17 protein-coding genes and 2 pseudogenes are annotated in these 25,762 nt (G+C 74.9%); 8 read left to right on the top strand and 11 right to left on the bottom strand.

The features are described 5' to 3' along the window. Positions 1-222: 222 nt before the first annotated feature. Positions 223-684: pseudogene (locus tag AB0Q99_RS19855) on the top strand (DUF5959 family protein); the annotation flags it as partial. Beyond that, positions 645-734 (top strand): annotated as a pseudogene (locus AB0Q99_RS19850) (hypothetical protein); the annotation flags it as partial. The pseudogenes AB0Q99_RS19855 and AB0Q99_RS19850, both read left to right, overlap by 40 nt. 74 nt (positions 735-808) lie before the next feature. Here the strand turns inward: AB0Q99_RS19850 and AB0Q99_RS19845 are convergent. Together AB0Q99_RS19845 and AB0Q99_RS19840 are read right to left on the bottom strand one after the other, a co-directional pair. Continuing rightward, the gene (locus AB0Q99_RS19845; protein ID WP_363573513.1) at positions 809-2,302 is read right to left on the bottom strand and encodes an MFS transporter; all 1,494 of its coding nucleotides are present in this window, start codon (positions 2,300-2,302) and stop codon (positions 809-811) included. Further along, entirely contained in the window at positions 2,299-2,775 is a 477-nt protein-coding gene (locus AB0Q99_RS19840) for a MarR family transcriptional regulator (RefSeq protein WP_363573511.1), read from the bottom strand. The genes AB0Q99_RS19845 and AB0Q99_RS19840 overlap by 4 nt, the downstream gene beginning before the upstream one ends. A gap of 102 nt (positions 2,776-2,877) precedes the next feature. On the opposite strand from AB0Q99_RS19840, the gene AB0Q99_RS19835 reads away from it, so the two are divergent. Next, complete coding sequence (locus tag AB0Q99_RS19835) at positions 2,878-3,546, top strand: response regulator transcription factor (protein ID WP_363573509.1); 669 nt, start codon at positions 2,878-2,880, stop codon at positions 3,544-3,546. Positions 3,547-3,785: 239 nt separating this feature from the next. Here AB0Q99_RS19835 and AB0Q99_RS19830 read toward each other — a convergent pair whose 3' ends face one another. From AB0Q99_RS19830 to AB0Q99_RS19820, 3 genes are all read right to left on the bottom strand, one after another. Further along, positions 3,786-5,066, bottom strand: a complete 1,281-nt coding sequence (locus AB0Q99_RS19830) for a sensor domain-containing protein (RefSeq protein ID WP_363573507.1) — start codon at positions 5,064-5,066, stop codon at positions 3,786-3,788. 114 nt (positions 5,067-5,180) lie between these two features. Next, positions 5,181-6,590, bottom strand: coding sequence for an FtsX-like permease family protein (locus AB0Q99_RS19825; RefSeq protein ID WP_363573505.1), 1,410 nt, complete (start codon positions 6,588-6,590; stop codon positions 5,181-5,183). 41 nt (positions 6,591-6,631) lie between these two features. Further along, complete coding sequence (locus AB0Q99_RS19820) at positions 6,632-7,396, bottom strand: ABC transporter ATP-binding protein (protein ID WP_363573503.1); 765 nt, start codon at positions 7,394-7,396, stop codon at positions 6,632-6,634. Between the two features lie 207 nt (positions 7,397-7,603). Here AB0Q99_RS19820 and AB0Q99_RS19815 point away from each other — a divergent pair, with 207 nt between their 5' ends. The 4 genes from AB0Q99_RS19815 to AB0Q99_RS19800 all read left to right on the top strand — a co-directional run bounded on the left by AB0Q99_RS19815 (position 7,604) and on the right by AB0Q99_RS19800 (position 10,174). After that, complete coding sequence (locus AB0Q99_RS19815) at positions 7,604-7,840, top strand: hypothetical protein (RefSeq protein WP_363573501.1); 237 nt, start codon at positions 7,604-7,606, stop codon at positions 7,838-7,840. Between the two features lie 38 nt (positions 7,841-7,878). Then, positions 7,879-8,790, top strand: coding sequence for a 2-dehydropantoate 2-reductase (locus AB0Q99_RS19810; RefSeq protein WP_363573499.1), 912 nt, complete (start codon positions 7,879-7,881; stop codon positions 8,788-8,790). A 146-nt stretch (positions 8,791-8,936) separates the two neighbouring features. Next, positions 8,937-9,335, top strand: a complete 399-nt coding sequence (locus AB0Q99_RS19805; protein WP_363573497.1) for a hypothetical protein — start codon at positions 8,937-8,939, stop codon at positions 9,333-9,335. A 143-nt stretch (positions 9,336-9,478) separates the two neighbouring features. After that, positions 9,479-10,174, top strand: coding sequence for a transcriptional regulator (locus AB0Q99_RS19800; RefSeq protein ID WP_363573495.1), 696 nt, complete (start codon positions 9,479-9,481; stop codon positions 10,172-10,174). Positions 10,175-10,244: 70 nt separating this feature from the next. Here the strand turns inward: AB0Q99_RS19800 and AB0Q99_RS19795 are convergent, their stop codons facing one another. Then, the gene (locus AB0Q99_RS19795; RefSeq protein ID WP_363573493.1) at positions 10,245-10,766 is read right to left on the bottom strand and encodes a hypothetical protein; all 522 of its coding nucleotides are present in this window, start codon (positions 10,764-10,766) and stop codon (positions 10,245-10,247) included. 228 nt (positions 10,767-10,994) lie between these two features. Beyond that, the gene (locus AB0Q99_RS19790; RefSeq protein ID WP_363573554.1) at positions 10,995-12,218 is read right to left on the bottom strand and encodes an ROK family transcriptional regulator; all 1,224 of its coding nucleotides are present in this window, start codon (positions 12,216-12,218) and stop codon (positions 10,995-10,997) included. A 405-nt stretch (positions 12,219-12,623) separates the two neighbouring features. On the opposite strand from AB0Q99_RS19790, the gene AB0Q99_RS19785 reads away from it, so the two are divergent. Beyond that, on the top strand, positions 12,624-14,390 hold the full coding sequence (locus tag AB0Q99_RS19785) for a SpoIIE family protein phosphatase (RefSeq protein WP_363573491.1): 1,767 nt from the start codon (positions 12,624-12,626) through the stop codon (positions 14,388-14,390). 71 nt (positions 14,391-14,461) lie between these two features. Here the strand turns inward: AB0Q99_RS19785 and AB0Q99_RS19780 are convergent, their stop codons facing one another. The 4 genes from AB0Q99_RS19780 to AB0Q99_RS19765 all read right to left on the bottom strand — a co-directional run bounded on the left by AB0Q99_RS19780 (position 14,462) and on the right by AB0Q99_RS19765 (position 25,696). Continuing rightward, the gene (locus AB0Q99_RS19780; RefSeq protein ID WP_363573490.1) at positions 14,462-21,661 is read right to left on the bottom strand and encodes an amino acid adenylation domain-containing protein; all 7,200 of its coding nucleotides are present in this window, start codon (positions 21,659-21,661) and stop codon (positions 14,462-14,464) included. A 96-nt stretch (positions 21,662-21,757) separates the two neighbouring features. Continuing rightward, positions 21,758-21,967, bottom strand: coding sequence for an acyl carrier protein (locus AB0Q99_RS19775; RefSeq protein ID WP_363573552.1), 210 nt, complete (start codon positions 21,965-21,967; stop codon positions 21,758-21,760). A gap of 196 nt (positions 21,968-22,163) precedes the next feature. Then, positions 22,164-23,951 (bottom strand): ABC transporter ATP-binding protein, encoded by a 1,788-nt coding sequence (locus AB0Q99_RS19770; RefSeq protein WP_363573488.1) that lies wholly within the window; start codon positions 23,949-23,951, stop codon positions 22,164-22,166. Beyond that, entirely contained in the window at positions 23,948-25,696 is a 1,749-nt protein-coding gene (locus AB0Q99_RS19765) for an ABC transporter ATP-binding protein (protein ID WP_363573486.1), read from the bottom strand. The genes AB0Q99_RS19770 and AB0Q99_RS19765 overlap by 4 nt, the downstream gene beginning before the upstream one ends. Positions 25,697-25,762: the final 66 nt, after the last annotated feature.

Raw genomic sequence — 25,762 nt, 5'->3', positions numbered from 1 at the left:
CGAACGGCCCGCCCGACCTCCCCGGTCCGGCGGGCCGTCGGGCGTCCGGGCCACGAAGGCGGGACGTCCAAGCACGGGGGGCTCGCCAGGCCGAACGCCGCCGGGTCGAACCCTGACGGGAACCCACCGCCCCCGGTCTGGCACCGGCGCGAACACTTGCGCGAGGATGTCAGCCTTTGAGACCGCTGAATCCGCTGCCACCGGGAGCACGCTGTGAGTGAAATGGCTTCGCACCGACACGAGTTGATCAGACTGACGGACCGTCCCGGCACCGACGACGCCACCGGCCGGGACGGGCGGACCGGTCGGACCGGTCGGACCGGCGACCGGAACGTCCGGGTGCGGGTGCTCGGCCGCCACGCGCCGGGCTCACCGCTCGGGCACGACTGGCTGGACTGCGAGATCACCGTCACCGCCGACTCGGTGCGCGGGCGGTTCGTCGCCCTGGTGACCGATCGCCATCTGCAGCAATGGGCAACGGCGTTGGAACGCCTACGCGAAGGCTTCGCGGTCCGCTGGCTGGACGAGGAGCACGGTCCGGAGCTGCGGATCGAGCCCCGACGACCGGGCGGGCTCTGGGTGACCGTCTCGGACACGGAGGACTCGGGCGTCTCCCTCCGGGTCGTCCTCTCCCCCGCCGCAGGGTGGCTGGACGAGCAGCTCGCGCTGCTCGAACGCGTCCGGGACGCCTACCCGCCCGGGGAACTCGCCTCCGGGGAGCTCACCTCCGGGGAGCCTGCCTCCGGGGAGCCTGCCTCCGGCGTCCACGTCCGGCGCGGAACGCCGGCGGACGAAGGCTGACCGATCGTCAACGGCCGCTGCCACTGCGGCCGGGCGTCCGGCCGGGCATCCGGCTCAGCGAGCGGTCGGGCAGGGTGAGGAGGAGCAACAGGGCCGCACCGCCGAGCATGAACAGTGCGAGGTGGTGCAGCCCGTCCGTGGTGGCTCCCTGGGGGAAGGAGGCGGCGTCCGCGGCCGAGGCGGCCATCGCGCCGAGGTAGGTGAAGGTGCGCAGCAGCCCGGCCGCGGCGGCGATGGCGGCCGGGTCGGCCTGGTGGTAGAGGGCGGTCTGGGTGCCGAGGCCGATCATCCCCTGCGGGATGCCAGCCACCACGCCGACCGCGATCAGCAGCACCGCCGGACTGTCCGCGCGCACCGGCACCAGGGCGGCGCAGGCGGCGATATGGCACCCGGCACCGATCAGGAGCTTGCCGCGGACGGCCGAACTGCGGCCGGTGAGTCCGGACACCGCGAGCGCGGTGAGCGAGAGCGGTAACAGAACCAGCCCGGCGTCGGCGGCGGACAGGCCGCGCCCTTGCTCCAGCCACTGGGTGTAGCCGTAGAGGAAGGCGTAGATGGTGGTGTAGCCGAGGAGTTGGCGCAGGTAGGTGGCGACCAGCGGCCGGTTGCGGGCGAGCGCCCGCAGGTCGATGAAGGGGGCGCGGGCCCGCGCCTCACGGACGGCGAAGCCGACGGCGGCCAGCAGCGCGGACAGCGGCAGGTACCAGCGCGCCGGGCTCGGCTCCATCAGGAACAGCATCAGCGAGATCAGCAGGACGGCGAACAGCGCGATCCCGGCGTGGTCCAGGCGGTCGGGCCGGTCCAGCGGGCCGCGACTGCCGGGCCGGTCCAGCGGATCGCGACTGCCGGGCCGGTCCAGCGGGCCGCGGCGCGCGGCGGCGACGGGCAGGCGGGCCGCCCCGAGCACCAGGCAGGCCAGCGAGAGCGGGAGGTTGACGGCGAAGACCGTCCGCCAGCCGCCCGCGCCGATCAGCAGGCCGCCGAGGGTCGGGCCGACCACCGCGACGGTCTGGTTGGCGACGGCGAGCACGGTCAGCACCCCGGTGGGGCTGGACCGTCCGGTGCGTTCGGCCTCGCCGCGGGTGAGGTGCATCGCGGCGGGGTAGGCCGCCGAGGTGCCCAGCCCGAGCAGCACCCGGGCGACGACCAGCAGCCCGAGCGACGGGGCGAGCGCACCGAGCAGTCCGGCCGCGCCGACCAGGGCCGTCCCGCCGAGGTAGAGGCGGCGCGGCCCGTAGGTGTCCACCAGCCGTCCGATCACCGGCTGGCCGACGGCGGTGGCGAGGTAGAGCCCGGTGACCAGCCAGGCGGTCTCGGCAGGCGGTGCGCCGAAGGCGGCACCCACCGGCACCAGGGCCACCGCGATCATCGAGGAGTTGATCGGGTTGAGCACCGAGCCGAGCACCATCGGCGCGAGCAGCCGCCGGTCGAACCCGCCGTCCGGAGCGGGCTGTCGGCGGCCGGCCCGGAAGCGTGCGAGTAGGGCGACCGGGCCGGTCATCGCCGGTTCAGCCGGTCGAGCAGGGCCAGCGCGGCCAGTACGGTGGCGCGTTCGGCCTCGGTGTACTGCGTCTCCATCGCCCGGGCCAGCCACTCCTCGCGCGCCTGGCGGCTGTCCGCGATCCGGGCCAGGCCGGCCTCGGTGAGGCTGACCAACTGGCGGCGCCCGTCCTCGGGGTCGGGCCGACGCCCGATCAGGCCGTGCTGTTCGAGCGCCGCGAGGGTGGCAGCCATGGACTGCGGGCGGACCCGCTCGGCGGCGGCGAGCGCGCTGGCGGAGGCCGGGCCGTCGTTGACCAGTCGGCTGAGCACGGCGGTCTGGGAGGGCGTGAGGTCGCCGGTGTCGTCGGCCTCCCGCAGGGTGCGGCGCAGCCGGCTGAAGACGGCGCGCAGCTCACGGGCGGCCAGGGGCGCGGAGGCGAGGGCGGCAGTCGCGGGGGCGGGGGCAGCGCGGGTGGTTCGTTTCTCGGTCACGGTTCCACGGTAATTTCATCAGTCTGGACTGTCCAGTCTGGACTGAAGACTTTCGAAGTGCGGGCGGGAACGGTCGGCTCAGGCGCCCGGAATAATGACGGCATGACCGACAAGCAGCTCCGTGTCGTCCTCGCCGAGGACTCGGTGATCCTCCGGGACGGGATGGTCGAACTCCTCACCGCACGCGGCTGCGTGGTGGTCGCCACCGCCGGGACGGCGCCCGAGCTGGTCGCCGCCGTCACCGAGCACCGGCCCGACGTGGCCGTGGTGGACATCCGGATGCCGCCGACCCACACCGACGAGGGGATCCGGGCGGCCGTCGAGCTCCGCGCCACGATGCCCGGGGTGGGGATCCTGGTCTTCTCCCAGCACGTCGAGACCGCCTGGGCCGCCCGACTGCTGGCCGACGGCGCCGCCGGTGTCGGCTACCTGCTCAAGGAGCGGGTGGCCCGCACCTCCCAGTTCGTGGACGCCCTGCACCGGGTCGCCGCGGGCGGCACGGCGCTCGACCCGGAGATCGTCAACGGACTGATCCGCGGACGGCGGCGCAGCCGGGTGGACACGCTCACCCCGCGCGAGCGGGAGGTGCTGGAGCTGATGGCGCAGGGCCGTTCCAACCGCTCGATCGCCGCGCAGCTCGTGGTGTCGGAGCGGGCGGTGGAGAAGCACGTGGCCGCCGTGTTCACCAAGTTCGAGCTGCCCGCGACCGACGCCGACAACCGCCGGGTCAAGGCCGTGCTCGCCTACCTCGCGGAGCACGGCACGTCCTGAGCCGGAACCGGACCCCTCGGGCTGCTCATGAGTAACCCTCATGGGTTGGCCCATGAGGGTTACTCATGGACTCACTCATGAGCGTTGCTCATGGGTCCGCTCATGGGTCCACTCATGAGCGGTGCTCATGGGCCAACCCATGAAGCCTGTTCATGACGACCAGCCCATGAGCGTTACTCATGGGCGGGCCATGAGCCTCTCTCATGCCCCGCCCGGCCCTGAGCGCCCCTGGCCGTCCGTCACAGCCTGCCGGGGAGCTCGGCGCTGACCACCGTCGGTCCGCCCGGTGGGCTGTCCACCCGGAGCACCCCGTCGACCGCCGCGAGCCGGTCGGCAAGGCCCGCCAGGCCGGTGCCCGGGCCGATCGCGGCGCCGCCGCGCCCGTCGTCGCGGACGGTCAGCCGGACCCTCCCGTCGGCCGCGCTCGCGGTCAGCTCCGCCGACCGGGCGCCGCTGTGCTTGGCCACGTTGGTCAGCAGTTCGGCCGCGCAGAAGTAGACGGCCCGCTCGATCACCTCGTCCGGCCGCTCCCGCAGGTCCAGCCGGACCGTGACCGGCACCGGCGCGGTGGCGGTGAGCCCGGGCAGCGCCTCGGCCAGTCCGCCGTCCAGTGCCACCGGGTGGATCCCGTGGGTCAGCCGGCGCAGGGCCGTGATGGTGTCGTCGGTCTGCCCCCGGGCGCGGTCCACCAGGGTGCGCAGCCGCCCGAGGTCGGGCGCGGCCGGGTCGGCGAGGGCGTCGTCGGCCAGCGAAAGGGTGATGGCGAGGGCGACCAGCTGCGCCTGGGTACCGTCGTGCAGGTCGCGTTCCAGACGTCGCAGCCGGTCGCTGTTCTCCGCCAGCAGGGTGGCCCGGGCGCTCTCCAGTTCGCGCACCCGCTGCTGCGAGCGCACCGGCCCGAGCAGCGCGCGGGCGAGCGCCCGGTTGGCTCGGCTCAGTGCCCGCAGCACGGCGGGTACGGCGGCCAGCAGCGCGAGGCCGACCGGGATCGCGAGCAGGTCCGACCAGCCGACCGGTCGCGGGCCGGGCTCCAGCAGCCGCACCCAGACCGGGAAGCCCACCAGCCAGAGGCACCCGAGCGGCAGCCCGATCGCGGCCAGGAAGCCGAGCACACCGAGCGGCAGCCGCAGGAAGAGGTAGAGCAGCACCCGCCAGGCCACCGGATCGGTCAGCACCACCCGGCCCCGGGCGATCAACCCGGGCGGGCGCGGCAGCGGCGGCGGCTCGGGCACCGTCTCGTCGAGCAGCCACGCGACCAGCCACCGGTGCAGCCGGCCGATCCGCCGTGCCCCGAGCAGCGCGGCCCCGACGAACGGCAGACCCAGCACGGTGAGCGAGAGCAGCACCCCCGCATAGAGGACGGCGACCGCGTAGGCGCCGCCGAGCACCCCGACCGGCAGCCCGAGGACGGCGAACGCCACCTCGTCACCCCGCACCGCCAGGAACCGCCGCCGCTCAGCCGCCGTCCACGGCACGGCTGCCCGCCGCACGGCCGTCCACCGCGCTCCGCTCCGTCGCACCGCCGTCCACCTCACCGCTCATCCGTCGACCGGCCCAGCATCCACCAGGCGCGACCGGAACCACCACCTCCGTCGCCCCCCCACGACCACCCGGGACGGCCGGCGGCGGCCGCCTCACCTCCGCGCCCCGCCCACCGACTCCACCGCCGATCCGCCGCTCGCCCACAGCCCCGTGCCCACGATCCCCGGCACCGTCAGGGCCGCCGCCCCCAGCACCACCCACGCGCACCCCGCGCCCGGCACCACCGGCACCACCGACCCGCGCACCGCCCAGCTGAACGCCCCCGAGGCCGCGGCCGCCACCGCCGCCCCCAACAGCACGCCGACCGCCGTGGTCAGCAGCGCCTCCACGGAGAGCATCCGCAGCAGGTGCCGCCGGGTGGCCCCGACCAGGCGCAGCAGCGCGAACTCGCGGCGCCGGTCGGCGGTCAGCGCGACCAGGGTGTTGACCGTGGAGACCGCCGCGAAGCAGACCAGCAGGCCGAGCTCGGCCTGGCGCAGCCAGATGTCGCTCGCCTTGGTGACGCTGGTCGCGGCGCCGGTCGCCCGGGCCACCCGCTCGGCGGTGCTGGTCATGATCAACATCGTGCCGGAGAGTCCGACCAACAGCGCCACCGGGACGACCGCCGAGGAGAGCCGGGCCGCGTGGCCGCGCAGGTTGGCGTCGGCCAGCCAGCCCGTCCGAGGGAACAGTGCCCGGAGCGGGAGGCCGAGCACGGCGGCCGGCGCCCGTGCCGCCAACGGCCCGAGCAGGGCGACCGCGACCGACAGCACCAGCGAACCGAGCAGGGAGGCCTGGCCCGCCTTGTCCAGCTCCCCGGCCGGCCTGGTCGCGGCCAGCCGCAGCAGCAGCGCACCGCCGGTCAGCACCGCCACCCCGGCCGACAGCCGCAGCACGCCGATGCGCCGGGGCCCGTCCGTCCCCTCGGTCAGGGCGACGGCCGGCGCGGGCCGGGTGATCCGCCGGACCGCCACGGCGGTGGCCGCCAGGCCGACCAGCAGCGCCACCCCGAGCGCGATCAGCATCGGCACCGGCGTCCCGGGTACGTGCAGACCGGGCGCGGCCATCCCGCGCCGCTGCAGGGCGGCGAGGAAGGCACGGGCGGCGAGGGCGCCCGCCGCGCAGCCGGGGACGGCCGTCAGCAGGACGGTCCCCAGGACCTGGGCGCGGACCACCCGGCGCACCTGCCGGGGCGTCGCCGCGACGGTGCGCAGCAGGGCCAGGTCGCGGTGCTGCTGACGGAGGGTGAAGCCGAGCGCGTTGACGACCACGAACAGCGCCACCAGCACCGCGATCTCACCGAACGCCGCGGCGATCACCAGCACGCCCGGCCCGGCCACCGGTGCCCGTGCCACCCCCTCGGGGGCCGTCAGCTGCGCGGCGACCAGCGAGCCGAACAGCGTCACCGCCGCCATCGCCAGGAACAGTGCCGTCGCCAGCCCGGCGAAGGCTGCGGGCCGCCGCCGGATCTGCCCGAGGGACAGGGCCGGAACGGGACCGTTCATCGCGTTCATCGCATTCATGGCGTTCACCACGCTCCCCACGCCCACCACGCCCACCGCGCTCACCCGCCCAACCGGCTCAGCCGCTCGCCGACCTGCGCGGCGGTCGGCCCGACCAGCTCGTCCACCAGCAGGCCGTCCGCGAGCAGCAGGACCCGGTCCGCGTACCCGGCGGCCACCGGGTCGTGGGTGACCATGACACACGTCCGCCCGTCGACGTCGACGCCCTCGCGCAGCAGGTCGAGGATGTCGTGCCCGGTCGCCCGGTCGAGCGCGCCCGTCGGCTCGTCGGCGAACAACACCTCCGGTCGGGCGACCAGCGCCCGGGCGATCGCCACCCGCTGCTGCTGGCCACCCGACAGCTGCCCGGGCCGGTCCCGCTCGCGCCCGGCCAGCCCGACCCGGGCCAGCGCCTCCCGCACCCGGCCCCGCTCCGGCGGCCGACCGGCCAGCCGCCCGGGCAGCTCGACGTTCTGGGCCACGGTCATCGCCGGCATCAGGTTGAAGGCCTGGAACACGAAGCCCATCCGGGTGCGGCGCAGCTCCGCCAGCCGCCGCTCGGGCAACCCGGACACCTCCGTCCCGCCCCACCGGACGGTGCCACGGGTCGGCCGGTCCATCCCGGCCAGGCAGTGCAGCAGAGTGGTCTTGCCCGAGCCCGAGGGCCCCATCACCGCCGTGAACGTCCCCGGCGCGAAGGCCACGGACACCCCGCGCAGCGCCCGGACACCCGCCGGGCCGCGCCCGTACTCACGGTGCAGTCCCTCCCCGCTCAGGGCCGGTCCCCTCGCCCCGTCATGCGCCGCCGGGGCTGCGGCTGTCGTCATCCCGTTCATGCCCTCCATCGTGGGCGTCGGGGGCCGGGAGATCGATCGTGCCGGCCCCCGGATCCGGGGTTCGGAAAACCGAACCCCACAGGTGGTGCGACCTCCCTCGGGCCGGCTCCGTGGCGCCGAAGCCGGTGCCGAACCCGAACCCGAACCCAGAGCCAGAACCAGAACCAGGGGCCTCGGCGTTTGAGGAATCATGACCGGGTGACCCTCGACCCGCCGCCCGACCACGTGGGCGGTCTCCCGTCCTTCCCGAGCGGCCGGGCCGAGGTCCCCGCGCCGTGGCGGTACTTCTTCCCCCTCGGCCTCGCCAGCGCCTCGGACGAGGACGAGGACGAGGACGAGGACGATCCGTACGTCCTCGACCTCGATGACGGCGACGGCTTCGGTTTCCTCAGCCCGGACGGTTCGGAAGGCCGCGTCTTCTGCGAGATTCCGTGACCGCCCGTCCGATCCCCTTCTCACCCACGGGAGTCAGCATGACCACCACCCCCCTGACCGTCGCGATCCTCGGACCGGGCGGCGTCGGAGGACTGATCGGCGGACTGCTCGCCCGCGACGGGCACCCCGTCGTCTGCCTGGCGGGCGAGGCGACCGCCGCCGTCCTCGGCCGCGACGGACTGCACGTCCGCAGCGGGCAGTTCGGCGAGTTCACCGCCCGGGTCGAGGCCGCCACCGAGCTGCGCGAGCCCGTCGACGCCGTCTTCGTGACCGTCAAGCAGACCGCTCTGACGGCCGCGCTCGACCGGCTGGCGCCACAGATGCTCGGCGCCGGGATCGTGGTACCGCTGCTCAACGGGCTGGACCACATGGCGGTGCTGCGCGAGCGCTACCCGGCCGCACGGGTCGTGGCCGGCACGATCCGGGTCGAGGCCACCCGCACGGCGCCCGGGCGGATCGAGCACACCAGCCCGTTCGCCGCCGTCGAACTCGCAGCGACCGGAGAACTCACCGACCCTGTCCTGGAGTTCGCCGAACAGCTGCGGCACACCGGCCTGTCCGTGACCCTGTGCGCGGACGAGACGGCGATGCTGTGGAGCAAGCTGTCCTTCCTCGCCCCGTTCGCCCTGCTCACCACCCGCCACGCGGGCGGGATCGGCACCGTACGCACCGAGTACCGGCCCGAACTCCTCACCGTACTGGACGAGATCGCCGCCGTCACCCGGGCGGTCGGCGCGCCGGCCGACGCGCAGGCGCTGCTCACGGCGTTCGACCGCATCCCCGCGACGATGAAGTCCTCGATGCAGCGCGACGTGGAGGCCGGCCGTCCGACCGAGCTCGACGCCATCGGCGGCGCCGTCCTGCGTGCCGCCGAGACGCACGGGGTGGCCGTCCCGGCCCTCGCCCGGCTGGTGGACGAACTGTCGGAGTCCGCGAAGGGGAACGGGTAGGACCGGCGGGCTCACCTCGGCCGCGCCCTCCATGCTGACGGAACATCACATTCCGTCATGAGCACAGACTTTGCCAGACGTTCATCCGAACCACCGGAACCACCGTACGGCAAAACGACGTTGTCCACGGCGGGAGGGATACCGACATGACAAGGAAGCCGTACCGCCTGGCCGCCACCGCACTCGCGGTGCTCATCGCGGCCCCGTTGTTCACCGCGTGCAAGAGCGCCGACCAGGCCGTCGACTGCGGAAAACGCGCGATCAGCATCACCGGCGATGTCCAGGACCTCGCGGACTCGGTGGTCAACGTCGGCCAGATCACCGACGAGGAGCGCCGCAAGCACACCGTCAGCGCCTTGAAGAAGATCGTCGACGACGCGAAGAAGGTCGGTCAGGACGGTGGGGGCAAGCTCGACGCCGCCACGAACAGGCTCTCCAAGGCCGTCGACAACGCCATCGACAAGGTCTCCGACAACAAGCAGCCCGACGTCGACGCGATCACCAGCGCCGCCGGCGACGTGACCAAGGCCTGCGCCGGATCCTGACCAGGGCGCGCCGCGACGCAACGCGAGACAACACGGCGCAACGCGACGCGATCAGGGTCCACCGCTCCCGGCCCGGCCGGGCCGGGAGCGGTCGCCGCAGCCCCGGCCTGTCGCCGCCGTCCGGACGCCGCCAGGCGGTAGGAATGGGCACCGGACCGAACCGCACCCCGGAGGCACCGGTGAACCACCCGATCCTCGACCAGATCCAGGAACTGCGCGCCGAGTTGGCGCCCGGCGATGCCGCCCCCGCGCTGGTCGCGGCGCTCGCCGACGGCACCGCCCCGCGCCGGGTCCTGGGCGAACTCGCCGCCCAGCAGCACCGGATCATCCGCTCCGACCGGCGCAGCCTGCTCGCGCTCGCCACCCGCCGCGCGGACCACCCGGTCGGTGCCTGGTTCGCCACCCTGGCCGAGGGCGAGAGCGCCGCGCTGCGCACCCTGCCCGCGCTCGCCACCGCCTGCGGCCTGGACAGCACCGCGGTGGCGGCCCGACCGCCGCTGCCCGGCTGCCAGGCCTACCCCGCCTACCTGGCCTGGCTCGCCCTGAACGGCCGGCCCGACGCCGCGGCCGCCGCCCTGGTCGCCAACTTCACGGCCTGGGGCGACTACTGCGCTGCCGTCGGGCAGGCGCTGCGCCGCCACTACGGCTTCGCCGACGAGGCCTGCGCCTTCTTCGACCACTTCGCCCGACCCGCGACGGAACTGGAGCAGCAGGCCGCCGTCGCGCTCGGACCGGACCGGCTCGACCGGCCGACCCTGGCCGCCGCGCGTGAGTACGGGCTGCTGCTCCAGTCCTACGAGCACCTGTTCTGGGACACCCTGGGCGTGCTCGACCTCTGAACGGAGAACGCGGCGGCACATCACACGCCGCGCACCGCGCGCCGCCCGGCCGTCCGTCCGTGCGTCGGCGTCAGGCCTGCCAGTGCGGCTTTCCGCTGACCATCCGGCAGGTGATCACCCGGCCGGCCGCGTCGTGCGTGCTCTTCCCCAGGTCACCGTTGCGGCAGAACTGCCCGGCCTCGTAGCAGTTGCCCGCGTTCGAGCGGATGTCGCACCCGGCGCCGCCGGCGGCCGCGGTGTGTTCCGGCTCCGGGTCGGCCGGCGGCTTCGCGGTGGTCACCTTGGGTTGCGGGGCCGTGGACGTCGTCGGCTGGGACTGGGCGGCGGCCGGCGCCGCGGAGGACGCCTGCGGCGTGACCGGCGTGACCGGTGCGAGCGGCGCGAGCGGCGCCGACGAGGCGGACGAGGTCGGACCGGCGGCGACGGTCGCCGTGGCCGACGCCCTGGCCGACGCCGTGGCCCCGCCGCCGGCGGCGGACGGGTCGCAACCGGTCAACGCCAGACCGACGGTGAGGACGAGTCCGGCGAATCCGGCGAGCCCGGTGAATCCGGCCCGACCGGTCCGGCGGTGCCCGGATATCCGTGAAGGCATGAGAGGAGAACGCTCCGTTCCGTGTGGGTGGGTCGTGCGATTCAAGCAGTCGCCGCACACGCCGCGAGCACCGTTTCCCCACCCGTTGGCAGATCGAGACCTGTCGGCTACCGAGCGTCGCTGTTCTCCCGGCCGCGCAATCGTCAGCGCGGCCCCACCGTCAGCGCGGCCCCGCCATCAGACCCGCCCCACCGTCAGCGCAGCCCAGCCATCAGACCCGCCCCACCGTCAGCGCAGCCCAGCCGTCCGGCGTTCGAACACCGCGGGACGGGCGGTCTCCAGCGCCGTCGAGACCGCGCCGAGGAGCACCGCCTCCTCCCCCAGGAGGCTCGGTGCGAGCGTCGGACGCATCGGGGCGAGCCGGTGCAGGGCCCGTTCCAGCGGCTCCAGGAGCAGGTCCGCGCTGCTGCCGATCCCACCGCCGAGCACCACCAGGTCCGGATCCAGCACCGCGGACAACACGGCGACGGCGTAGGCGAGTTGCTCGGCCTCCCGCTCCACCGCCCGGACCGCCGCGGCCTCCCCGGCCCGGGCCCGCTCGAAGACCTGCTTCGCCGTCATCTGCCGTCCGGCGCCGTCCCCGTCGAGCCCGAGGTCCCGGGCGGTGCGCACCACGGCGTCCGCGGCGGCTTCCTGCTCGATGGTCACCGCCGGCTCGTCGGCGCGGGCCGGCAGCGGGACCAGGCCGATCTCGCCCAGCGCGCCGTGCGCGCCGAGCAGCAACTCGCCGTCCTTCACCACGCCCAGCCCGAGGCCGGTGCCGACCAGCAGGTAGGCGAACATCCGGCTGCCCCGCCCGGCGCCCAGGGTGTACTCCCCGAGCGCGGCCAGGTTCGCGTCATTGGCCACCGACACGGCCGTGCCCAGCCCCTCCCCGATCCGGTCGAACAGCCCCGGCCGGCCCCAGCCGGGCAGGCTGGAGGCGTAGCGCACCCCGCGCCGCTCCTCGTCCCACACGCCCGGGGTGCCGATCACCGCGTGCACGATGTCGTCGGCGGCCAGGCCCGCCTCGGCGGTCGCCTCGTGCGCGGCGGCGACCACGGCGTCCGCGACGGCGTTCGCCGAACGGCCCCGGTTGGCCACGTCCCGGCGGGCGACGACCGTCCCGGCGAGGTCCGCGACGGCCACCCGCAACCGGGCCCGGCCGATGTCCACGCCGAGTACGTACCCGGCCGTGGGGTCGACCTCGTACAGCACGGCGGTGCGGCCGCGCTCGGGGGCCAGCCGCCCGGCCTCGCGGACCAGCCCGGCCTGCTCCAGGGCGGCCAGCGCGGCCGAGACGGTCGGCTTGGACAGGCCGGTGTCCCGGGCCAGCTGGGCGCGCGAGGACCCACCGCCGGTGCGCAGCAGCTCCAGCAGCAGCCACTCGTTGTTGCTGCGCAGCCGCTGCCGGTTCCAGGGCACCCCGGGGGCCCCGGCCGCCGGGCGACTGGTCGGCTGGTGGGGGCTCATCGGTTCCTCCGGTCTGGTGCTCACGGACGTCTCCGGCACGGGTCTCGCGCCGGTCCGACGCTTCTCTGAGGCTGGTACGGCGCTGGTCCGGCGCCGGTCCAGCGCCGAGCCGACACCGGTCCAACGCCGCTCCGACACCGGTCCCACGCCGCTCCGGCGCCGGTCCGACGCCGTCCGACACCGGTCCCACGCCGCTCCGGCGCCGGTCCGACGCCGTCCGACGCCGGTTCGCGGATGCTCCGGCACGGCCTGCGGCGTCCGGTGCCGGACGTCGCCGCCCAAGTATGACCGGTGATCTTCCGGCCTTCGCCCGCCGGTGCCGCCCGCGCTACAACACCGTCCCCGGCCGGTCAAGGTTTGGTCCGGTTGTGGGCGTGGCGCGCCCCGACGCGTGATCATGGGCGTATGCACTTCCGGCACGGCGACCGAGCAGAGGGCTCCCCGCCCGCGACCCCGGACACCCGGTCGCCGGCGGCGACGGCGGCCTCGCTCGCTGCCAGGATCGACGCGATCACCGGCAGTCACCACAGCGGCGAGGACCCTCACCCCGGCGGCGACGACCCCGACCTGCTCCGCTCGGTGCTCGCCGCCGCCCCCGTCGGCATCGCCGTGCTCGACGAGCAGCTGCGCTGGCAGTACCTCAACGCCGCCTTCGCCACCGCCACCGGCCTGCGCCGCGCCGACCTGCTCGGCCGCCCCGCCGAGGCCACCGCCTTCGCCGGCGCCGCCGCCACCCTGCACCGCGTGGTCGCCGACGGCCACGACCGCGAACACGCGACCGGCGGCCCCGACGGCCCGGGCCACCCCGTCCCGCCCGGCCTCCGGGTGCGCTACCGGCCGCTGCGGCACACCGGACGGATCACCGGTGTGATCGTCACCGTCCTGGACGACCCCGACCCGGCCCGCGAACGGCTCCGCGAACTCGAACAGGCCCGCGCCCGCCTCGCGCTGCTCGACGCGGCCGCCGAGCGGATCGGTACCACCCTCGACATCGCGACGACCTGCGCCGAACTCGCCGCGTTCGCCGTCCCCGGCCTCGCCGACCTGGCCGTGGTCGACGTCCTGCCGCCCGAGGCCGAGCCCGCCCGGGCCGGCCAGGGCACGCCCCGGCGGCTGCACCGCGCCGCCGTCCGGGCCGTCCCGTCCCTGACCGCCGCGCTCGCCGACCTGCCCCGCCCAGGAGAATCGATCCGCCACGACAGGGACTCGGCCGCCGCCCGCAGCCTCGCCGGCGGCATCGCCGTGCTCACCGAGCCCGGCCCCGAGGACGCCTGCCCCGCCGGGACCGCCTCACTGCTCGTCCTGCCGCTCGCCACCCGGGGCCACCTGGTCGGGCTGCTCACCCTCGGCCGGACCGCCACCACCCCGCCCTTCACCCCCGACGAGGCCGCCCTGCTCGGCGACCTCGCCGCCCGGGCCGCCGCCGGCATCGACAACGCCCGCCGCTACACCCGATCCCAGGGCATCGCCCTCGAACTCCAGCGGGCCCTGCTCAGCGAACCCGGCAACCCGCACCAGAACCTCACCCTCGCCTCCCGCTACCTGCCCTCCGGCACCAGCTCGGTGGTCGGCGGCGACTGGTACGAGACGGTCCGGCTGCCGTTCGGCCGCACCCTGCTCGCCATGGGCGACGTCATGGGGCACGGCGTCGAGGCCGCCGTCGACATGAGCCACTACCGCTCGGCGCTGCGGGACATCGCGGGCATGGACCTGCCCCCGCACCGGATCCTGCGCCAGCTCGACACCGTCATCTCCGCCGACGACTCCGCCCGCCCCGCGACCTGCCTGCTCGCCCTCGCCGACCCGGGGCGCGGCCGCTGGACCCTCTCCAGCGCGGGCCACCTGCCGCCCGCCCTGATCACCCCCGACCGGCCCACCGAGCTGCTGCGCCTCCCCACCGGCCCACCGCTCGGCACCGGCCTCGGCGGGTACGAGCAGGTCAGCCACCCGCTCGTCCCCGGCCAGACCCTGCTGCTCTACACGGACGGCCTGGTCGAACGCCGCGGCGAGGACATCGACGCCTCGCTGGAACGCCTCGCCGCGCTGTGCCTGCCCGCCACCGGCGACCTCGACGACCTCCTCGACGCCGTCCTGCACGCCCTCGTCCCGCCCCCGGCCCCGGCCGCCGAGGACGACATCGCGCTGCTCGCCGCCCGGGCCACGCCGCGCTGACGGACTCCCCGGCGCGCGGGGACCCGGGCGGCCGCCCCGCCCGACACCGCCAACCCCAGCCGACGCCCGCGTCAGCCGTGCTCGCGGACGGTCTCCCGGAGGCCGTCCGCGAGCGAGCGCACGATCGGGTAGCGCAGGAACGAGTAGTGGTCGCCCGGCGTCCCGAGCACCTCCAGGTCCGGCACGTACGGCTGCCAGGTCTCCCGGATCGTGCTCCGGATCCAGTCCGGCAGTCGGCGGTGCCGCGCCTCGTACAGGGTGACGGGGAACTCCACCGGTGCGGGCTCGTACTCCAGGACGGCGGTGCCGATGCCCCGCATCACGGTCAGGTGCCGCACCAGGTCGTCACCGGCGATCTCGTGCAGCTCCGGCGGGATGTTCAGCTGCGTCAGCCCCGCCGTCACGTCCTCCGGCAGCGCGGCCGGGGCGTGCCCCTCCGCGAGCCGGGCGAGCAGCCCGTCGATCGTCGCGATGTTCCCGCGCACGCCCTCCCGGTACTGCGCCGTGGGCAGGATGCCGTCCAGGGCGACGACCCGCACCGCGTGCCCGGCCGCGTGGAGCAGCCGGGCCGTCTCCAGTGCCAGGACTCCGCCGAAGGACCAGCCGATCAGCAGGTGGGGCCCCTCGGGGCGACTGTCGAGGATCGCCTCGCAGCAACTGCGGGCCATGGTCGGGATCCTCCATTCCGCCGCGTCCGGCCGGTCCCACCAGGACAGCTCGACGCCGAGCAGCCGGGCGTCGGCGCTCAGTGCGCGGGCCAGCGGGACGTAGCCGGTGACGTTGCCCGCGATCACCGGGAAGCAGAAGGCGGTGTGCGCGGAGGTGCTCTCGTTCAACGGGGTGACGGTGCCGCGCCCGGCCGTCCCGACGGCACCGTCGAGGCCGTCCCGCCCGAGGTGCTCGGTGATCCGGGCGATGCTCTGGTGCCGGACCATCATCCGGGGCGTGAGGTGGATGCCCAGTCGGCCCGCCCGGTGCACGACCCGGATGCTGAGGACGGAGTCGCCGCCGAGTTCGTAGAAGTTGTCCTCGGCGCCGACCCGCGCCACCCCCAGGACCTGCTCCCAGACCCGGGCCAGGGTCCGCTGCACCGGCCCGGCCGGCGCCACGTACGCCCGGCCGGTGTCCGGCCGCGACCCGCCCGGGGCCGGCAGCGCGCGCCGGTCCACCTTCCCGTTCACCGTCAGCGGCAGCGCGTCGATCACCACCACGGCGGGCAGCAGGTGGTCCGGCAGCCGCTGCCCGGCCCGTCGGCGCAGCGCGGCCGGGTCGACCGGGCCGCCGGGTTCGGCGGGCGTCACGTAGGCCACCAGCCGCCGCTCCCCCGGCTCGTCCTCGCGGGCCAGCACCACCACGTCGCCGACCGGCCCGGCGGCGCGCAGCACGGCCTCCACCTCGCCCGGTTCGACCCGGACGCCGCGGATCTTCACCTGGTCGTCGGAGCGGCCGAGGAACTCCAGGTCCCCGTCGGTCCGCCACCGGGCGAGGTCGCCGGTGCGGTACATCCGCTCGCCCGGGGCGCCGTACGGGCAGGCCACGAACCGCTCCGCGGTCAGGGCGGCGCGCTTCCAGTAGCCGCGGGCCAGGCCGACGCCCGCGATGTACACCTCGCCGGGGATCCCGACCGGCACCGGGTTCAGGTGCCGGTCCAGCAGGTGGACCCGCTTGTTGGCGATCGGCCGGCCGATGACGTCCTCGGCGCGCTCCGCCCAGTCCTCGGCGGCGGGCCAGTAGGTGCTGGTCATGGTGCACTCGGTGGGGCCGTACTGGTTCACCAGGGCGCCGGGCAGCACGCGGCGCCCGTGCCGCCCGATGAGCCGCAGGCTCTCGCCGCTCGCCACCGTCAGCCGCACCCGGGCCAGGGCGTGTTCCGCCCCGGGCACCGCGAGGAGCGCCCGGAGCTGGGACGGGACGGCGCTGAGCAGCACCTCCACCCGGTGGCGCTCGACGCACTCGGCGATCGCGGCCGGGTCGAACGGGCCGTCGTGCGGGGCGAGGACGGCCGTGGCGCCGCAGCTGAGCGGACCGAGCAGGTCCCGCACCGAGGCGTCGAAGCCGATGGACGCCAGTTGCAGGACCCGGGTGCCGGGGGTGATGCCGTAGCGGGAGGTCACGAAGGACAGGTAGGCGGTCACGCCCCGGTGCTCGACGGCGACGCCCTTGGGGGTGCCGGTGGAGCCCGAGGTGTGGACCACGTACGCGAGGTCGCCGGGCCCGGCCGACGGTTCCGGGTTCCGGTCCGGGCGGGCGGCGAGGACGGAGGCGTCCCGGTCCAGGCAGACCGCCGGGGTGTCGAGGCCGAGCCGGTCGCGGAGTTCCGTGCGGGTGACGAGCAGCGCCGCCCCGCTGTCGGCCACCAGCGCGGCCAGCCGCTCGCGGGGGTGCACCGGGTCCAGGGGCACGTAGGCGGCACCGGACTTGAGGATTCCGAGCAGGGCGACGGCCAGCGCGGGACCGCGCTCCAGGCAGACGCCGACCAGGGTGTCCGGGCCGGCCCCGAGCCCCTTGAGGTGGTGCGCGAGCCGGTTGGCGCGCCGGTTGAGCCCGTCGTACGTCAGCTCCTGGTGGGTCGACTGCTCGGACGGCGGCTCGGCGCCGCCCGCGACCAGTGCGACGGCGTCGGGCGTGCGGGCGGCCTGGTCCTCGAACAGCTGGTGCACGCACCGGTCGTCCGGGTAGGGCGCGGCGGTGTCGGTCCACTCCTCCAGCAGTTGCCGCCGCTCGGGCCCGGTGAGGACGGACAGGTCGGCGAGCGGGCGGTCCGGATCGGCCGCGACCCGGGCCAGCAGGGTGCCGAAGTGGCCGGCCATCCGTGCCACGGTGCCGGGTTCGAAGAGGTCGGTGCTGTACTCGATCGCGCAGTCCAGCCGGCCGTCGCTCTCGTGCACCGAGAGCGTCAGGTCGAACTTCGCGACCTGCTGCTCCCACTCCTCCGGCGCCACCGTGACCCCGTCGAGCGTGAACGGCGTCCGCGGGGTGTTCTGGAAGGTGAACAGCACCTGGAACAGCGGGTTTCGGCCCGGGTCGCGCTCCGGACGCAGCTCCTCCACCAGGCGTTCGAAGGGCAGGTCCTGGTGCGCGTAGGCGCCGAGCGCGGTGTCCCGGACCTGGGCGAGCAGTCCGGTGAAGGAGGGGTTCCCCGCGAGGTCGGCGCGGAGCACCAGGGTGTTGACGAAGAACCCGACGAGCCCTTCGGTGTCGGCCCGGTTGCGGTTGGCGATCGGGGTGCCCACGGCGATGTCGTCCTGGCCGCTGTAAGCGGAGAGCAGCGCCTGGAAGGCGGCGAGCAGGGTCATGAACAGGGTGGCGCCCGCACGGCGCGAGAGTCCGTGCAGCGCGGCGGTCAACTCCGCTTCCAGCGTGAACCCGTGGCTCGCGCCGGAGCCGGAGCGCACCGCCGGGCGCGGCCGGTCGGTGGGCAGCTCCAGCGCCGCGAGACCGCTCAACCGCCTCCGCCAGTAGTCCAGTTGGCCTTCGAGGACCGCACCGCGCAGCCAGTCCCGCTGGCACACCGCGAAGTCGGCGTACTGGATCGTCGGCGTCGCCAGGGGGGACGGCAGGCCCCGGCGGAACGCCGCGTAGAGGGCGGCGAGTTCCCGGTTGAGCAGGCCCATCGCCCAGGCGTCGACGGCGATGTGGTGCACCGCGAGCACCAGGACGTGCTCGTCGGCTCGTACCCGCAGCAGCCGCGCGCGCAGCAGCGGGGCGGTGCCCAGGTCGAACGGCCTGGCGCTCTCGGCGGCCACGAGGGCCGACACCTCGGCCTCGGCCCGTTCGGCGGGCAGCCCGCTCAGGTCGGTCAACGGCAGTGCGGGGGCGGCGGACCGCTCGATCACCTGGACGGGGACGCCGTCCTCGGCCTCGAAGCGGGTGCGCAGCACCTCGTGCCGGGCGACGAGTTCGGCGAGCGCCCGCTCCAGCGCGTCCGGGTCCAGTTCGCCGGTGAGCCGCAGCATCCGCAGGACGACGTACTCGGCGCTGTCCGGGGCGAGTTGGTCCAGCAGCCAGAGCCGCTCCTGCGCGAAGGAGGCGCGCAGCGGTCCGTTCCGCGGCACCGGGCGGATCGGCGGCAGGCCCGGCGCCGGGTCCGTGTCCGGGCCCGACGCGCCCGACGTACCCGCGGCGCCGGCCGCGGTCACCAGCTCCGCCAGTCCGGCCACCGTCGGCGCGGCGAAGACGCTCTGCACGCCGAGGGCGTCGCCGAACTCCCGGCGCAGCTGGGAGATCACCCGGGTGGCCAGCAGGGAGTGGCCGCCGAGCTCGAAGAAGTTGTCCTCGGCGCCGACCCGCTCGACGCCCAGGACCTGCTCCCAGACCCGGGCGATCGAGTGCTGGACCGGTCCGGCCGGGGTCACGTACCTCCGGCCGGTCTCCGGCCGCGATCCGTCCGGGGCGGGCAGCGCCCGGCGGTCCACCTTCCCGTTCACCGTCAGCGGTACGGCGTCGATCACCACCGTGTACGCCGGGAGCAGGTGGTCCGGCAGCTGCCGGCCCGCCCGTCGCCGCAGCGCGGGCAGGTCGACCCCGGCGCCGGGTTCGGCGGGCGTCACGTACGCCACCAGCCGCCGGTCCCCCGGTGCGTCCTCGCGCGCGATCACGACCGCGTCGCCGACCAGCCCGCTGGCGCGCAGGACCGCCTCGACCTCGGCGGGCTCGATCCGGAAGCCGCGGATCTTGACCTGGTTGTCGGAGCGGCCGAGGAACTCCAGGTCCCCGTCCGCCCGGCGGCGGGCCAGGTCGCCGGTGCGGTACATCCGCTCGCCCGGGGCGCCGTACGGGCAGGCCACGAACCGCTCCGCCGTCGTCCCCGGGCGGTTGAGGAAGCCGCGGGCCAGCCCGGCCCCGGCGATGTACAGCTCGCCGGGCACCCCGACCGGTACCGGGTTCAGGTGCCGGTCCAGCACGTACGCGCGGGTGTTGGCGAGCGGGGTGCCGATCGGGATCACCGGGTCCGACGCGCGGTCGGGGGCGACGTCGGCGGCCAGCGCCCAGATGGTCGTCTCGGTCGGCCCGTACAGCTGGGTGAGCCGGCGGACCTTGGGGCGGGTGACGGCCGCGAGCCGGGGGTCGAGCGCCTCGCCGCCGAGCAGGACGTGCAGGCGCTCGGAGAGCTCGGGGAGGTCGGGGAGTTCCTCGACCACCAGCCGCCACAGCGGCGGGGTGGCCTGCAGGACGGTGATGCCCCGGGCGGCGATCAGCGCGGCGAGCCGGGCGGGCTCGGTGGTGTCCGCGCGGGTCGCGAGGTGGACCTGCGCGCCGCGCACCAGGGGCAGCAGCAGGTCGACGCTGGACGGGTCGAAGGTGTACGGGGCGACCGCCAGCAGCCGGTCCTCCGGGCCCAGCCGCAGGATCTCCTGCATCGCGAGCAGGCCGTTGACCAGGTTGCCGTGCCCGGTCTGGACGCCCTTGGGCGTGCCGGTGGAGCCCGAGGTGTAGATGACGTAGGCCAGATCCTCGGGCGCGGCCCGGCGCGGCGGGACGGCGGTGTCGGCGGCCGGGCCGGTGGTGTCGTAGGCCGGGTCGTCGCCGTCGCCGTCGAGGCAGAGCACCACCTGCCCGTCCCGGGCGGGGATCCGCTCGGCCAGGTGCCGCTGGGTGAGCACGACCGGGGCGGCGATGTCGGCCAGCAGGAGCTGCAGCCGCTCGCGCGGGTGGGCCGGGTCCAGCGGCACGTAGGCGCCACCGGCCTTGAGCACGCCCAGCAGCGCCGCGACCAGGTCGGGGCCGCGGTCCAGGCAGAGGCCGACCAGGGTCTCCGGCCCGACGCCCGCCCGGGCCAGCCGGAGCGCGAGGCGGTCGGCCCGCTCCTCCAGCTCCCGGTAGGTCAGCGCGTGCTCGCCGCAGACCACGGCGGTCCGCTCCGGCGTCCGGGCCGCCTGGCGTGCCACCAGTTCGTGCACCGGGGTGTCCGGGTAGGCCACCGCGGTCCGGTTCCGGTCGGTGAGCAGCCGGTGTTCCTCGGGGGCGGTGAGCAGCGGCAGCCGGGAGACGGCGCCGTCCGGGTCGGCCGCCGCGCCGGCCAGCAGGGTCAGGTAGTGGTCCGCCATCCGTTCGACGGTGGTCCGGTCGAACAGGTCGGTGGCGTACTCCAGGATCCCGGTGAATCCGGCCGCGGTCTCGGCGAGTTCCATCGACAGGTCGAACTTGGCGACGTCCACGCCCAGCGGTTCGGCGCCGACCGTGATCCCGGGCAGGTCCCAGGCGTGGCCGGTGGCCTGGGGGTCCTGCAGGTTGAACATGGTCTGGAACAGCGGGGTCCGGGCGAGGTCGCGCTCGGGGGCGAGGTGCTCGACCAGCCGCTCGAACGGGAGGTCCTGGTGGTCGTAGGCGGCCAGCGCCGTCTCCCGGACCTGCGCCAGCAGTGCGGCGAAGGACGGGTCCTCGCCGAGGTCCGCCCGCAGGACCAGGGTGTTGACGAAGAAGCCGACCAGTCCCTCGGTCTCGGCCCGGTTGCGGCCGGCCACCGGTGTCCCCACCGCGATGTCGTGCTGACCGGTGTACCGGGCCAGCAGCACCTGGAAGGCCGCCAGCAGACCCATGAACGGGGTGACCCGGTGGGCCCGGAAGACCCCCTTGAGCCGTTCGGCCAGTTCGGCGGGGACGTGGAAGGAGAGCGTGGCGCCGCGCGGCGACCTGACCGCGGGCCGGGGCCGGTCGGCGGGCAGCTCCAGCGGGGTCAGTCCGTCCAGTCGGCCGGTCCAGTGGGCGAGTTGTTCCGCCAGCACCGGCCCGTCCAGGGAGTCCCGCTGCCAGATCGCGAAGTCCGGGTACTGGATGGGCGGTTCCGGCAGGTCGGCCTTGCCGCCCGCGCGGTGCGCGGCGTACAGCCGGCTCAGCTCGTCGACCACGATGCCGACCGACCAGCCGTCGGAGACGATGTGGTGGAAGGTCAGCGCGAGCAGGTGCTCGGCCGGGCCCTGCCGGAACAGCACGGCACGGAAGAGCGGACCGTGCCGCAGGTCCATCGGGGCCGTCGCCGTCGCCACGGCCTCGCCCGGGCCGGCCGGCGCGTCGACCACCCGCAGGACGTCCGGGTCGGGATCGAGCACGAGCTGGCCGGGCCGGCCGTCCCGCTCCCCGAAGACGGTCCGCAGCGCCTCGTGCCGGGCGACCAGGTCGGCGAACGCGGCGGACAGCGCCGCCACATCCAGCTCCCCGGTCAACCGCAGCACCGAGGGGATCAGGTACTCGGTGCCTCCCGGGGCCAACTGGTCCAGGAACCAGAGCCGTTGCTGAGCGAAGGAGGCCGGCAGCAGGACGTCGTTCGGCATCTGTTCCCCCTGATCCGATTCAACCTGATCCGATTCGATGTGGCGCGATTCGAGGTGGCCCGATTCCACCCGGAGCGATGCGAAGGGCTCGCCCGGTCAATCGGCCCGACCCGGCGCGTCGGGTCGCGGGCCGGGCGCGGCGCTGCCGATGTACGCGGCCTGCGCACCGATCGTCCGGTGCCGCAGGAGTTCCGCGACGGTGAGCGCCGCCCCGGTCCGTACCAGAAGTGCGCGCTGCAGCCGGATCGCCAGAAGGGAATTGCCGCCGCAGTCGAAGAAATCGCGTTCGGGCTCGTCCGGGGCCACCCCGAAAACATCGCACCAGGCGGCCCGCACGTCCTCCAGTATCCGCTGGCTCACTGGGAAAATCACCCCCTCCCTGACGACGTTCTCGGGCAGAACGCTATTCGCGGCACGCAATTCGGATGACGCGCCTTCGAGTGGTACACAAGTGGAGCGGTACGCAATTCGGACGGCGCGCGCGATTCGGGCAGCCGTGCCGCTATCCCTGCCAGGCGTGCCAGAGGCCCGCGTAGGCGCCGTTCTTGGCGAGCAATTCCTCGTGCGTGCCGAACTCGGTGACCCGGCCGTCGTCGAGCACCGCGATCCGGTCGGCGTCCTGGGCGGTGTGCAGCCGGTGCACCACCGCGATCACCGTCCGGCCGGTGGTCACGGCGGCCAGCGAGCGTTCCAGGTGCCGGGCGGCCCGCGGGTTCAGCAGCGAGGTCGCCTCGTCCAGGATGAGGATGTCCGGGTCGGCGAGGAGGAGGCGGGCGAGGGCGAGTTGCTGCACCTTCGCCGGGTCCAGCGCCTGCCCGCCGGGGCCGACCGCGCCGTCCACACCCAGTTCCTCGGCCCACTCCCAGGCGTCGACGGCGCGCAGGGCGTCGGCGATCTCCTGGTCACCGGCGTCCGGGCGGGCGATGGTCAGGTTGTCGCGCAGGCTGCCCCGGAAGACGTGGTGCTCCTGGGTCACCAGGGCGACCGTGCCGCGCCGCTCGGTGGGGGCGAGGCCCGCGACCTCCCGGCCGCCCACGGTGATGCCGCCGCCGTGCGGGGTGTAGATCCCCGCCAGCAGCTTGGCCAGCGTCGACTTGCCGGCGCCGGACGGGCCGACCACGGCCAGCCATTCGCCCTGACGGATCGTCAGATCTATCCCGCACAGAACGTCGTGTCCCGGCTGGTAGGCGTAGCGGAGGTCCCGGACCTCGATGTCCCGCACCGCGACATCCCGGCCATCGATGTCCCGCACCTCGCTGCCCCGGGCGGCACCGCCGGCCCCGGGCGCGGTGCCCGTGGTGACGGCGGCCGGGGCGGGCTGCCGGAAGCGGGCCATCCCCAGCAGCCGCGCCAGCGCGGCGGCGGCCGACTGCAGCGAATCCAGCCAGAACATCAACTGGTCGAGCGGATTCAGCAGTTGGGAGGCGTACAGGGTGCCGGCCGTGACGGCGGCGAGCGAGACCGCGCCGTGCAGGTACAGCGTGCCTCCGAAGATCAGCATGGCGGCCACCGGCAGGGCATAGCTGGTGTCGCAGAGCGGGAGGAAGACGTTGCGCAGCCGCAGGGTGTAGCGCTCGGCGGCGTAGGAGGTGGCGATGGACTCGTCGACCTCCGCCATCCGGCGGGCGGTCAGCCGCAGCGATTCGACGGTGCGGGCGCCCTCGACGGTCTCGGCCAGGCTCTCCGTCAGCCGGGAGTAGGTGGCCGCCTGGCGCAGGTAGCCCTCGTGGGCGCGGCGCAGGTACCAGCGGGCGGCGCCGTACAGGACCGGCACCGAGAGCAGGCAGGGCAGCAGCAGGAGCGGGCTGATCAGCAGCAGGGCGCCGAGGGTGAAGCAGACGATGCCGACCGAGGTCATGGTGGCCGGGATCGCGGAGCGGATCGCGCCGGAGAGCTGGTCGATGTCGCGGGTGGTACGGGTGATCAGGTCACCGGCGTCGGTGTCCTCGACGGTCTCCGGCGGCAGGCCGAGCAGGTCGGCGACGAAGTCCTCGCGCAGGTCGGCCAGGACCTTCTCACCGAGCCTGGCCGCCGCGTACTCGGCGAGCCGGACCAGTGCGGCCTGTGCGGCCAGGCACCCGAGGATCAGCAGGACCATGCGCAGCACGGTGTCGTGGCCGTGGGTGACGTCGGCGACCAGCGTGCCGAGCAGCCAGGGGGCGAACAGTCCGGCGACGGCGGCGCACGCCTGGAGGACCACCACCAGGGCGAACTCGCCGCGGTGGGTGCGGACGGCGCGGCGCGCGTACGCGGCGAGCTCGCGCGGGGTGGCGATGGGCAGGTCACTCATGCCGCCTCCGCCTCCGTCCGGCGCTCGACCAGCTCGCGGTAGCGCGGGTCGGCCATCAGTGCCTGGTGCGAGCCCTCGGCCGCGACGCTGCCGTCCACGACCAGGGCGACGTGGTCGGCCTGGTGGAGCAGCAGGGTGCTGGTGGTGAACACGACGGTGGCCTTGCCTCGGCGCAGTCGTGCGATCCCCTCGGCCATCCGGTTCTCCGTATGCGCGTCGACGGCGTTGGTCGGGTCGATCAGGATCAGCACCTCCGGGTCGGCCATCAGGGCACGGGCCAGTCGCAGGCGCTGTTGCTGGCCGCCGGAGAACTCCCGTCCCCCGGCGGCGATCTCGGTGCCGAGCCGGTCCGGCAGGGCCTCGACGATGTCCCGGGCGGCGGCCGCGTCGACGGCCGCCCAGAGCCGGTCGTCGGAGTCGGTGTCCGACAGTCGGCCCGTCGGGTCGAGTTCGCGGCGCAGCGGCCCGGCGAACAGGTGGTCCTGGGCGGTGGTGACCAGGATCCGCTCGCGGACCCGGGCCAACGGCAGCTCGGTCAGCCTGTGGCCGGCGTAGGTGGTGCCGGAGTCGGTGTGCCGGCCGAGCCGGTCGGCCAGGGTGACCGCGTCGGCGGCGGAGCCGACCACGGCGGTCAGTCCCTCGGCGGGCACCCGCAGTCCGGAGTCGGGGTCGGCGAGCGGGCCGCGGCCGGGCACGGCGCCGGCGTCCGGATCGGCGTCCGAACCGGGGGCGAGGTCCGGGCCGGGGTCGAGGTCCGGCGCCGTCCGGAGCAGCCGGACGACGTTCTCGGCGGCGACGTGGCCCTGCATGGCCTTGGAGACGGCGAAGGTGATCTGGTTGGTGGGGATCACCAGGTAGGTGGCGTAGCCGTAGAAGGCCACCATCTGTCCGGCGCTGAGCCGCTGGTTCAGGACGAGTTCGCCGGCCAGCGCCACCACGCCGGCCAGCAGCAGGCTCGGCAGGAAGGTCCTGGTGGCGCCGAGCACCGCCGAGGCGCGGCCCTGCCGGAGCGCGGTGGCCCGCAGGCGCTGCGAGCCCTCCCGGTAGCGGGCGGCGAACAGCTCCTCGCCGCCGATCCCGCGCAGCACGCGCAGTCCGCGCACGATGTCGACGGCCTGGTCGGTGAGTTCGCGCTGGCGGGTGCGGAGCAGGCCCTGCCGTTCGCGCAGCACCCGGGCGAGCCGGGTGGTGACCACGAGCATCACCGGCACCGCGATCAGCACCAGCAGGCCGACCTGCCAGGAGGCGACCAGCATGAACACCGCGACGGCGACGAAGCCGACCACCCCTCCCACGCCGCGGGCGCCGACCTCCAGGGTCTGGCCGATCAGGCTGATGTCGGAGACCCCGACGGTGACGAGGTCCCCGGCCGAGACCTTGCGGCCGACCGTGGCGCCCAGCTCGCAGGCCTTTCCGGTGACGAACCGCATGGTCTCGTAGGCGGGTTCGACCCGCAGCCGGGTCTCCAGGCGTTCCACGGACACCGCGGACAGCGCGGAGACCACCCCGGCCCCGAGCACGGCCAGGCCCCAACCGACCAGCGCGGACTGGTCCTTGGCGACCAGGCCCTGGTTGATGGCCTGCCCGATCACGGCGGGCGTCAGCCCGAGCCCGGCCGCCCACAGGATGTTGCCGAGACAGTCCAGCAGCAGGACCCGCCGGTGCCGGACGGCCATCCACAGCAGGTACCGCCACGGGCCGCGCAGGTCGGGCGTCCCGGGTTCCCGGTCGAAGAAGTCACGCACCGCTCAGCCCTGCCAGGTGAAGCCTGCCCCACACGTGCGCCTCCATCTCGGTTCGTCTGCAGGGGC

Origin of the sequence: Kitasatospora sp. NPDC086791, from assembly GCF_040685975.1 — a bacterium.
Taxonomy (GTDB): domain Bacteria; phylum Actinomycetota; class Actinomycetes; order Streptomycetales; family Streptomycetaceae; genus Kitasatospora.
This window is presented reverse-complemented; position numbering and strand designations above follow the sequence as displayed.